Source organism: Nonomuraea sp. NPDC050451, assembly GCF_044458585.1.
On record NZ_JBITHZ010000020.1, the window covers coordinates 22,064 to 31,577 of the forward strand.

Genomic DNA, 9,514 nt, shown 5'->3' on the forward strand with positions numbered 1-9,514 from the left:
GGCTGCTGCTCGGCGCTTTGGGTGGCAAAGCCGACAATCGGCTGGCAGGAATCGGTTCTGTCGGCGCGAGCGAATAGGCTGGCTTAATGCCTCGCAAGAGAGCCACGATCCGGGAGGTGGCTCAGGCCACGGGCCTGTCACCGGCAGCCGTCTCATATGCGCTGCGCGGCCTGCAGGTCTCCGAGGAGACCATGGAGCGCGTACGCGCGGCGGCGGCCGAGCTCGGCTACGAGGCCGACCCCATCGCCAGGGCCCTGGCCAGCGGGCGCACCGGCATGATCGGCCTGCTGTGCGGCTCGCTGGAGGACCTGTGGCAGCAGTCCCTCGCGGTCGGCATCAGCAGGGGATTGCGGGAGAAAGACCGCTATGCCCTGATTCTCGACGCGGTGGGGGATCCCGCCCGCGAGCGGGCCTTCGCCCAGCGGCTGCGCGACCAGCGCGTTGACGGCCTGATCGTCCAGCCGATCGATCCGGTGGCGGCGTTCTGGCCCGAGCTGTGCGAGTCGCTGCCGGTGGTCGCGATCGGCGACTCGATCGCGGGCACGGCCGGGGAGGTCGTCTTCGACAACCGGCGCGGCGTGACGCTGGCGCTGGAGCACCTGCGCGCGCTGGGCCACCACCGCATCGCCGTCCTCACCCCGACCCGGGCCAGCACTCCCGACCGGCCCGCCGACGTGCACGTCACCGCCGAGGCCGACCGGCTGGGGCTGGACATCGTGGTCGCCACCGCCCCGCACGGGCTGGCGGGGGCCACCGCCGCGGCGCGCGAGCTGCTGGCGGGGCAGGGGCCGAGCGCGGTGTTCTGCTTCGCGGACTCGATCGCTTACGGGGTTTACGCCGCCGCTCAGGAGCTGGGGCTGGCCGTGCCCGAGGACGTGTCGGTCATGGGGTATGACGATCACCCGATGTCGGGGCTGCTCACGCCCGGTCTCACGACCGTCGATTGGGACATCGACGGGATCGTCAAGGCGGCGGTCCGCCTCATCTCGGCCGCGGCCGACGGGGGGACCCGGCGCCGGCGCGTCGTCCAGGCACCCACCCTCCGCGAACGGGGATCGGTCGCCCGCGTGCCATAACGCCTCCCCGCCCTCCGCCACACACCACCCCGCCCCGCCGCACCGGCGCCGAACACCCCGAGGCCGGGCACCCCGGCACCGGACGCCCCTGGGGCCGGGCGCCTCCGAGACTGGGCGCCCCCGAGACGGCGCAGTCGTGGGTCGCTTGCACCCCCCGCACGCACGCCCGCCCGCACCCCCCGCGTCTGCCGGGCCGCCGGTGGGCGTGGACGTCGGGTGGGGTGGGTCAGGGTGGGGGGTGGGGGGTCAGGGCGTGGCGGGAGGTGGTGAGGTCGTCGGTGAGGGGGCGGTCCGGGGTGGGGGTGTTGAGGGCGCGGAGGGCGGCGGTGCGTTCGCAGGCCAGGACGATCTCCAGGGGCTCCAGGCAGCGCAGGGCGTTGCGGGCCGCCTGGGTGGCGAAGCCCGCGTGGTCCTCCGTGCCCAGGGAGATCACCGCCGTGCCCGTCGTCACCGGCGTCGCGAGGAGGCGGAGCTCGGCCAGGGCGTCCTGGGCCACGTACTCCAGGATCAGCGCCCCCGACGACCCCGGGCGGTCGGCGAGAAAGGGATGGTTGCCGGTGTAGGCGGGGTCCATGAGGGTGGCCAGGCGGGCGGTGCTGAGCTGGGCCGTCTGTACGAGCGCGGCGCGCAACGCGTCGAGCGCCAGCGCCAGCGGGGCCGAGTGGAAGTTGCCGTTGTGCCAGGCCAGGGAGCCGGAGATGAGGGGGTTCTCGGCGGCGGCGTTGAGGTCGATCTCGACGGCGGCCGTGGCCCGGTCGAGGGCGTCCACGGCGGCCCCGTGCACCTGGGCGAAGGCCCGGTAGCCGTACGGGTCCTGCACGCGGGTCGCCAGCTCCTGGGTGAGCAGGCCGCGCAGGCGGGCGGCCACGGCGGCCTGGCCGGGGTGGGGGCGGGCCTCCTGTACGGCGGCCGCCAGCGGCTCGGCCGACGCGCCCACGGCGGTGAACGACATCGCCGCCACGTCGATGACGGCCTCCAGGAGGAGACGGAGGCGGTGGCAGGCGATGGCGGCGTCGGCGAGCGTGGCGGCTCCCGAGCTGATGAACGGGAGGGCGTCTTCCGGGGCGAAGGGGAAGCGCGGTTCGGCCGCGTCGATCGGCGGTGTTCCAGGAGGAAGCGGGGGCGTGGCGTCGGGGGAGAGGGGTGGGGGTTCGTGGTGCCAGGGGAGCTCGCCGAGCAGGCACAGGGCCGTGGTGGCGAGGGCGCCGAGGTCGCCGGTGCCGATGGCGCCGTACGTCTGGATCGGCGGGGTGAAACCGCCGTTGATCGCCTCGGCCAGCACCGGCAGGACGGCCGGGTCGATGCCGGAGCCGCCGGCGAGGAGCTGGTTGAGCCGGACCACGAGCATGGCCCGGGCGCGGGCCGCCGGGATGGGCGGGCCGGCGCCGCACACGTGGCTGCGGAGCAGGTCAAGGCCGGGTTTGTCGAGGATGACGCCCCTGTTGGCGCCCACGCCGGTGCTCCGTCCGTACACGGGGCCCGTGAGCTCCCGAGCGGTGGCCCACGCGGCCCGGGCCCGATCGAGGGAGGCGATCGTGACCCGGGCACCGCCGTACGCGGCGTCGTGGACCTGCGCGCAGGTCAGGCCGGCACCGTCGAGCTCCACCGGCGGTTCAGTCGCCGTCGGGAATGAACAGGCCCAGCAGCCAGCTCACCACGCTGATGATGATCGCGCCCCAGAAGGCGGCCGGGTAGAAGTTGTCGACGTGGAAGGGGATGTCGAGCTGACTTGAGATCCAGCTCGTCAGCAGCAGCATGGCCGCGTTGATCACGAGGAGGAACAGGCCCAGCGTCAGGACGATGATCGCGCATCCGAGGGCCTTGACGATGGGCTTGACGATCGCGTTCACGATGCCGAAGATCAAGGCCACGATCAGCAGCACGCCCCAGTATTTGGCGGAGTTGGTGGAGGTGCTGACCTCGATGCCGGGGACCAGTTGGATGGCCACCCAGAGGGCCGCCGCCGCGGCGATGGTTCTGATGATGAATCTCACGCTGCTTGATCCTCCCACTTGAGATCGGCACTTCGATAGTGGCGCGGCCACTACGATTCCCAGCGGTTACTGTCCGTAGTCGCCGGTTATGGTTGGCCCAACTCGGGAAGGGGCGTCCAGGGGGAGGGAGCGAGATGGACGCGAACGGGCTCGAGTCTTTGCCGGCAGACGAGTTGCACGACCGTGCGGTGCGGTATGCCGTACGCCATGGGGACCTGGGGTTTCTTTGGGACCTGTTGAAGGTGATCCCGGCCGCCGAGGCCGCCAGTGGTCACGGCACGGAGGCCGCCAACGACCTCAGCAGGGTCTCCGCGCTGCTCAGCGATGCCATCGCCTCCGGCGAAGGGCAGTTGGGCGAGGCGCTACGCCCGATCTACATAGAGTATTTGCGTAGACATCCCGACGCCTGACCGTGCTGCCGGCGCGTCGGGGGTGACCTCGCAGGGCCGATGCGGGCCACCCTCCGTCACCACGCGGGCGCGGCCCGTTCAGCCCGCCAGGCGGGCCTCGATGCCGCTGTACTCCGCGAAGCCGGGCGTGCTGACCTCCTGCCCGTCACGGGTGATGATCATCGTCTGGTACGGCCCCGCCGCCAGGTCGGCCGCGAAGCGCCTGGCCAGCATGGGGCCCATGGCGTAGATGGCGGTGGCGTACGCGTCGGCCAGTCCCAGGTCGGGACCGATCACGGTGACCGAGCCGAGCCCTTCCTCGACGGCCCCCGTGTGCGGGTTGACGATGGGCGCGCCGCCGGAGGTGGCGATGCCGAGGTCGTGGGCGAAGACGACCTTGCGGATCACGTCTTTGCGCGGATCGCGGATGCCGACGCGCCAGCGCTTGCCCGGGGCGGCCGAGCCGCGCACCCTGATGTCCTCGCCCGCGCTGATGCGGTGGTCGCCCGCGCCGGCATTGACCAGGGCGCGGGAAAGGCGTTCGAGCGCCCAGCCCTTGATGTAGCCCGACGGGTCGGTGACGCCGTTGATGCGGGCCTCGAAGTAGCCGTCGGTGGCCTGGCTGATCTCGTCGCAGCGGTGGAGGACCTCGATGAGCTCGGGGATCTGCCTGATCGTCTGGCCGCGGTTGAGGCGGCCGATCTGGCTGTCCTCCCTTACCGGGCTGAAGGTGTCGTCCACCCACCTCAGCCAGGAGAACGCGTCATCCAGCAGGGGCGTCATCTCGCGCGCCGGGAGAGCGGTGCGGATGTCCACACTGACCGGCATGCCCATGACCATCTCGACACGGGCGCTTCCGGGGAAAGTCGTCACCTTGCCTCCTTGTCCGCAGCCCACCGTTGCAGATGGCGCGTAATGTGAAGCTAAACCTTTTGCCCTGATTTGAAATGAATCTGTGATCTCGGGACAGCAAGGCGTGACAACGCACCCCGTACGTACCTCTTGAACTGCCGCGGACCGGCCACCACCACGTCGCGCTCGGCGATGTCGGGAATCTGGCGGCTCAGGCCGGAGGCGCTCAGGCGCTCCTTGGCCCGCGGGTCGTGTTCGGCGCCCTCGATGAGGATGAGCCCGTATCGGGCCTCCAGGTCGCGCAGCTCGTCGGTGGCGCGCTCGGTGCGGTAGACGGCCACGGTGTCGGGCGTGCCGGCCAGCCGTTCGCGCAGGGCGGCCGCGTCGAGGCCGGTGGCGATCAGCAGGGTCGGCCTGGTCGTGTGGGAGACCTGGTGGCTCCAGACCGCCATGACGGCCGCCATCGCGTACAGGATGAGCGAGCCGGCGCGGCTGAGGTCGGTCACGTACGCCGTGGAGCTGAACTGGTGGGCCACCAGCAGCGCGCCGGCGAGATAGCTGCCGAGCCGCAGGCGCTGCCTGGCCTCCTCGGTGCGGAGGTAGTCGGCGGCCTTGACGGTGATCAGGCCGAACGCGACGAGCAGCGCCGCGGCGGCGTAGGCACTGGGTCGCCACGGGTAGCCGAATCCCGGCTGGATCGCACCGAACTCGGCCACCGCGACCCCGCACCAGAAGAGAACGGGACCTTGGTTCGCATTCGCCTCGCTAGCCATGCCACTCACGATGCTGAATGAACATTAAAGGTTTCTGAGTAGGGTCTGAAACATGGCTAACGTGCGTGTCGAGCGAACTGAGGACGGCGGATTCCGGGCTACGAACGCCCGCGGCGCCGAGGTACGGATGGGCGGCGGCGACGAGGACGGGGTGTTCACCCCGGTGGAGTTGCTGCTGGCAGCGGTGGGCGGATGCAACATCGTGACGGTCGAGCCGCTGACCGCCAAGCGGGGTCACCGGCTGGTCCGCCTGGCGATGACGGTGCAGGCGGAGAAGGTCGAGCCCAGCAAGCTGGGCCCGGTCACCGTCACGTACGACGTCGAGCTGCCCTCGGAGGAGGCCGACGAGGTGTTCAGGGCGGTCGCGGAGCGGGTGCACGAGAAGTACTGCACGGTGAGCAGGTCGCTTCAGGAAGGTACGGAGGTTCGGTTGGAGCTTCCGTAGTCGGATTAAACAGATATTCGACCCCGTTATGACGCGACCGTTGCATTCGTCTCGGTAGCGTTGTAGCAGGTCAAGAGGCCAATAGACCTTCACCGAAGCGGACGCGGAGGGGGACCGCGGTTCGCTAGTGCGGGACCGCCGGCGTTTTGGGGGAAGCGCCGGCCTGGACCGCCGCCGATCGGGCCGGGCAGCTTTGGGGGAACTGCCCGGCCCGATCTATGCGTATCCTCCCCTTCCGTGAAGAAAGTGCTGATTGACTGCGACCCCGGCATCGACGACGCGCTCGCTCTGGCCCTGGCCGCCGGCTCCCCCTCCCTGGACGTGGTGGGCGTGACCACCGTGGGCGGCAACGTTGACCTCTCCTTGACCACCGCGAACGCGCTCGCGCTGCGGGAGTTCCTGGAAATGGGGAATGTCCCCGTGACGCCGGGCAGCGCCGGCGCCCTGCTGCGCGAGACCGTACGCGCCACCCGCGTGCACGGCGCCACGGGCCTCGGCGGCGTGGTGCTCCCCGCCCCGCAACTCGGGCCCTCGGACGGCCACGCGGTCGACTTCATCGTGGACACCCTGAAGGCCGCCCCGGGCGAGATCACGCTGGTGGCCGTGGGCCCGCTGACGAACATCGCCCTCGCCGTACGCCGCGAGCCGCGCGTCGTGGAGTGGGCCCGCGAGCTGGTGATCATGGGCGGCTCGTTCACGCGAGGCAACCACAATCCGGCGGCCGAGTTCAACATGCTGGCCGACCCGGAGGCGGCCGCCATCGTCTTCGGCGCCGGGTGGACGGTGCGGATGCTGGGGCTGGACGTGACCTTGTCCGCCATGGTGACCTCGGAGGTCCTGGACCGGATGTGGCCTCTCGGCAAGCTGGCCGAGCTGCTGGTGCCCGCCGCGCAGTTCTACGGAGTGGTGACGGCCGACAGCGGGCCGGCCATCCATGACGCGTGCGCGGTGGCGTACGTGCTCGACCCCTCCCTCTTCACCTGCGTCCCCGCAATGGTGAACGTCGAGACCGCCGGCCTGTACACGCGGGGGATGACCGTGACGGACTTCAAGGTGAGCGAGCAGGACGCGAACGCGCTCGTGGCCACGTCGATCGACGTCAAGGGATTCTGGGAGCTGGTGCTGGGAGCGTACGAGAGGTTGGCGGGGCGGCTCGGATGATGTGCGGGCAGGGCTCAGCGGCTGATACAGTTACACCTGTTGCGCCGCTAGCTCAGTTGGTCAGAGCAGCTGACTCTTAATCAGCGGGTCCGGGGTTCGAGTCCCTGGCGGCGCACAGCGAAAAGCCCAGGTCACTCAGGTGGCCTGGGCTTTTTTGATTCAGGCGAGCGCCGGGCAGCGCCGCGTCAGGATCGGGAAGGTCTCGGCGCACACCCGGCCGAGACGCCCGCGGTGGAAGACGAGCGGGTCGTCGTCGGAGTCGTTCACGGTGAGCGACACCACCTTGGCGAGGATCAGCTCGTGGTCGCCCACCACGTGGCTCAGGTCCAGGACGCAGTCGATCCACGCGACCGCGCCCTTGATCGCCGGGTGGCCGCTCTCCCGTACCGACCAGTCGACGCCCGAGAACTTGTCGCTCCCCTTGGCCGCGAACGACCGGCACACCTGCTCCTGCGCGGCGCCCAGCACGCTGATCGTGAAGGCCCCCGCGGCCTTGATGCGGGGCCAGGTGGCCGAGGTGTGGGCGGCGCAGAAGCTCACGATGGGCGGGTCCAGAGAGACGGAGGTGAAGGAGTTGACCGTGAAACCGTGCGGTTCGCCGTCCTCCAGCGCCGCGATGACGACGACCCCCGTCGGATAGTGGCCGAGCACGCGCCTCAGCCTCAGGCTGTCGATCATCGTGTGCTCCAGCGTCGCTTGAGCTCGTCGAGGTGGCGCAGCCCGTCGAGGACGGTGTCCGTGTCGGGGACGAAGTCGATGAGACAGGCGACCTCGTCGACGCCGATCTCCTGGAGCGAGTTCAGCACGGCCATGCCGTCGTCGACCGTGCCGAACAGGCCGCCCGTGTCGAAATAGCGGTCGAACGAGACCTCCAGGAGGAACTCGATGTCCTCGGGGTCCATCGAGTCCGGGTCGATGCCGGGCATCAGGTCCTCGGCCGCCTTCAGCACCAGGCCGAGAGAGCTGCGCAGGTAGTCGGTGAAGGGCTGGTGGACCACCTCGCGCACGCGGGCGCGGTCCTCGCCGATGAAGGTGTGCAGCATCAGCGCGACGTGGCCGGTGCCGCTGTGCGCCCTGGCGTAGTGCTCGCGGTAGTCGGCGACCTTGCGTACGAGGTCGTCCAGGCTCTGGCCGAGCAGGTGCGTCAGGATGCCGTAACCGAGCTCGCCCGCCTGGCGGAACGTCTCCGGATTGCCCGAGCTGGTGAGCCACGTGGGCAGCTCCGGCTGGACCGGCGCCGGGTACGCGCGCAGCTTGACCGACTCGCCCGCCCCGTCGACCAGCTCCACCTCTTCCTGCCGCCACAGCCGTCGCACCGTGTCGATGGTGTCCATCGTCACCTGCCGGCGGCCGGCGTAGTTCTCGGGCCGCAACGCGAAGTCGACCACATGCCAGCCGGGGGCGAAGGACACGCCGACCCGGCCGCCGGACAGGTTGTCCACCATGGCCCATTCCTCGGCGATGCGCACCGGGTGGTGCAGCGGCGCCACGACGCTTCCCGCGCGGATGGCGACCCGCTCGGTCACGGCGGCGACGGCCGCGGCGCTCACGGCGGGATTGGGATATCGGCCGCCGAATTCATGAAAATGCCGCTCGGGTGTCCACACCGCGGAGAATCCGTGGGTGTCGGCGAACCTGGCCCCTTCCAGCAACAGCCGGTACTGGTCGGTTCCCGCCCTGACATCGTCGGCGAAATAGAATAGACCAAAGTCCATCGTTTCTCCTTGCGTGCCGCTCTGATGCGCCCGGTCCGGGTGTCACAAGTATTTGTGAGCAGAGAAAGCGGGGTAACCCCTAGCGCCCACTAGCCGGACGTCCCCGCTGCTGGGCACGGCTTGACGCGCTCGGGCAACCCTTATCGCCCCTTGTTTCGGCGCGGCTTCACCGCGCGCCGGACCGTCGACGGATTCGTTAGGGGAATGGTCCCGGACATTAGGGGGCGAATCCCGTGGCTACGCCTCGGCCGCATGGGCTGGAATACACAGAAAGCGGCGTGGCGCCGAATTCCTGGTCGGCAGGGTCGAAGGAAGGAATGTCCAGTGATCACCGAAACCGGAGCGTGGGTACGGCGGTTCTTCGCCGCGCCGGCATCCGCCACCCGTCTGATCTGTTTCCCGCACGCGGGCGGCTCCGCTTCCTATTTCCACCCGGTCGCCAAACAGCTCTCACCGCGGCTCGACGTCCTGGCGATCCAGTATCCGGGCCGGCAGGAACGCCGCCTGGAGCCGTGCATCGACGACATCGCCACCCTCGCCGATCGCCTCACCGGGGAGATCCTGCCCCTGGCGGACCGGCCGATGGCCTTCTTCGGGCACAGCATGGGCGCGGTGGTCGCGTTCGAGGTGGCCAGGAGGCTGATGGGCGACGGCGTCTCGCCGCAGGTGCTCTTCGCGTCCGGCCGGCGCGCGCCGTCGAGCGTACGCGTCGAGACCGTGCACAAGGAGGGCGACCGGGCGCTCATCGCCGAGGTGCGGCGGCTCGGCGGCACCGACACGCGGATGCTGGACGACCCCGAGCTCGTGAACATGATCCTTCCGTCGCTGCGCGGCGACTACACGGCGATCATGACCTACCGCTGCCCGCCCGGCGTCAAGATCGACGCGCCGATCATCACCCTGGTCGGCGACTCCGACCCGCACGTGTCGCTGGACGAGGCGAAGCGCTGGAAAGAGCACACCAGCGGCCCGTTCGACATGCACGTCTTCCGCGGCGGCCACTTCTACCTGAACTCCCACGCGGCAGCGGTCATGCGGAAGATCACCGAGAACATCCCCGCCGTACAGGCGTAGGTCCCCCTTTCGGTTGCAGGAAGAGTACGAGGCGA

11 protein-coding genes and 1 tRNA gene are annotated in these 9,514 nt (G+C 70.0%); 6 read left to right on the top strand and 6 right to left on the bottom strand.

All coding sequences use genetic code 11. From position 1 onward, the window contains the following. The first annotated feature begins 86 nt into the window (after positions 1 to 86). Positions 87 to 1,076, top strand: a complete 990-nt coding sequence (locus ACIBI9_RS41965; RefSeq protein ID WP_397231061.1) for a LacI family DNA-binding transcriptional regulator — start codon at positions 87 to 89, stop codon at positions 1,074 to 1,076. Positions 1,077 to 1,302: 226 nt separating this feature from the next. On the opposite strand, the gene ACIBI9_RS41970 is transcribed toward ACIBI9_RS41965, so the two are convergent. Both ACIBI9_RS41970 and ACIBI9_RS41975 read right to left on the bottom strand, forming a co-directional pair. Beyond that, a complete protein-coding gene (locus ACIBI9_RS41970) occupies positions 1,303 to 2,682 on the bottom strand; it encodes an aromatic amino acid lyase (protein WP_397231063.1) in 1,380 nt (459 codons plus the stop codon). A gap of 7 nt (positions 2,683 to 2,689) precedes the next feature. Then, positions 2,690 to 3,070 carry a phage holin family protein gene (locus tag ACIBI9_RS41975; RefSeq protein WP_397231065.1) on the bottom strand — a complete coding sequence of 127 codons (381 nt, stop codon included), beginning with the start codon at positions 3,068 to 3,070 and terminating at the stop codon, positions 2,690 to 2,692. 134 nt (positions 3,071 to 3,204) lie between these two features. On the opposite strand from ACIBI9_RS41975, the gene ACIBI9_RS41980 reads away from it, so the two are divergent. Next, positions 3,205 to 3,480 carry a hypothetical protein gene (locus ACIBI9_RS41980; protein ID WP_397231067.1) on the top strand — a complete coding sequence of 92 codons (276 nt, stop codon included), beginning with the start codon at positions 3,205 to 3,207 and terminating at the stop codon, positions 3,478 to 3,480. A 78-nt stretch (positions 3,481 to 3,558) separates the two neighbouring features. Here ACIBI9_RS41980 and ACIBI9_RS41985 read toward each other — a convergent pair whose 3' ends face one another. Further along, positions 3,559 to 4,332 (bottom strand): FAD:protein FMN transferase, encoded by a 774-nt coding sequence (locus ACIBI9_RS41985; protein WP_397231069.1) that lies wholly within the window; start codon positions 4,330 to 4,332, stop codon positions 3,559 to 3,561. A 50-nt stretch (positions 4,333 to 4,382) separates the two neighbouring features. Then, positions 4,383 to 5,084 carry a hypothetical protein gene (locus ACIBI9_RS41990; protein WP_397231071.1) on the bottom strand — a complete coding sequence of 234 codons (702 nt, stop codon included), beginning with the start codon at positions 5,082 to 5,084 and terminating at the stop codon, positions 4,383 to 4,385. 52 nt (positions 5,085 to 5,136) lie between these two features. On the opposite strand from ACIBI9_RS41990, the gene ACIBI9_RS41995 reads away from it, so the two are divergent. The 3 genes from ACIBI9_RS41995 (at position 5,137) to ACIBI9_RS42005 (ending at position 6,805) form a co-directional block, all read left to right on the top strand. After that, positions 5,137 to 5,529, top strand: a complete 393-nt coding sequence (locus ACIBI9_RS41995; protein WP_185068009.1) for an OsmC family protein — start codon at positions 5,137 to 5,139, stop codon at positions 5,527 to 5,529. A 237-nt stretch (positions 5,530 to 5,766) separates the two neighbouring features. After that, positions 5,767 to 6,690: a nucleoside hydrolase gene (locus tag ACIBI9_RS42000; RefSeq protein ID WP_397231073.1), complete on the top strand. Its 924-nt coding sequence runs from the start codon at positions 5,767 to 5,769 to the stop codon at positions 6,688 to 6,690. A 41-nt stretch (positions 6,691 to 6,731) separates the two neighbouring features. Continuing rightward, positions 6,732 to 6,805 (top strand) — tRNA-Lys (locus ACIBI9_RS42005). Positions 6,806 to 6,849: 44 nt separating this feature from the next. Here ACIBI9_RS42005 and ACIBI9_RS42010 read toward each other — a convergent pair. After that, complete coding sequence (locus ACIBI9_RS42010) at positions 6,850 to 7,368, bottom strand: flavin reductase family protein (RefSeq protein ID WP_397231075.1); 519 nt, start codon at positions 7,366 to 7,368, stop codon at positions 6,850 to 6,852. After that, positions 7,365 to 8,405 carry a MupA/Atu3671 family FMN-dependent luciferase-like monooxygenase gene (locus ACIBI9_RS42015; protein WP_397231077.1) on the bottom strand — a complete coding sequence of 347 codons (1,041 nt, stop codon included), beginning with the start codon at positions 8,403 to 8,405 and terminating at the stop codon, positions 7,365 to 7,367. The genes ACIBI9_RS42010 and ACIBI9_RS42015 overlap by 4 nt, the downstream gene beginning before the upstream one ends. Positions 8,406 to 8,729: 324 nt before the next feature. Between ACIBI9_RS42015 and ACIBI9_RS42020 the strand changes: the two genes are divergently transcribed. Beyond that, positions 8,730 to 9,479, top strand: coding sequence for a thioesterase II family protein (locus tag ACIBI9_RS42020; RefSeq protein WP_397231079.1), 750 nt, complete (start codon positions 8,730 to 8,732; stop codon positions 9,477 to 9,479). Positions 9,480 to 9,514 lie beyond the last annotated feature (35 nt).

What these genes read in the sequence shown, in the direction of transcription:
- ACIBI9_RS41965 (WP_397231061.1), top strand. Translation starts at nt 87, where the DNA reads ATGCCTCGCAAGAGAGCCACGATCCGGGAGGTGGCTCAGGCCACGGGC.
- ACIBI9_RS41980 (WP_397231067.1), top strand. Translation starts at nt 3,205, where the DNA reads ATGGACGCGAACGGGCTCGAGTCTTTGCCGGCAGACGAGTTGCACGAC.
- ACIBI9_RS41990 (WP_397231071.1), bottom strand. Translation starts at nt 5,084, where the DNA reads ATGGCTAGCGAGGCGAATGCGAACCAAGGTCCCGTTCTCTTCTGGTGC.
- ACIBI9_RS41995 (WP_185068009.1), top strand. Translation starts at nt 5,137, where the DNA reads ATGGCTAACGTGCGTGTCGAGCGAACTGAGGACGGCGGATTCCGGGCT.
- ACIBI9_RS42010 (WP_397231075.1), bottom strand. Translation starts at nt 7,368, where the DNA reads ATGATCGACAGCCTGAGGCTGAGGCGCGTGCTCGGCCACTATCCGACG.
- ACIBI9_RS42015 (WP_397231077.1), bottom strand. Translation starts at nt 8,405, where the DNA reads ATGGACTTTGGTCTATTCTATTTCGCCGACGATGTCAGGGCGGGAACC.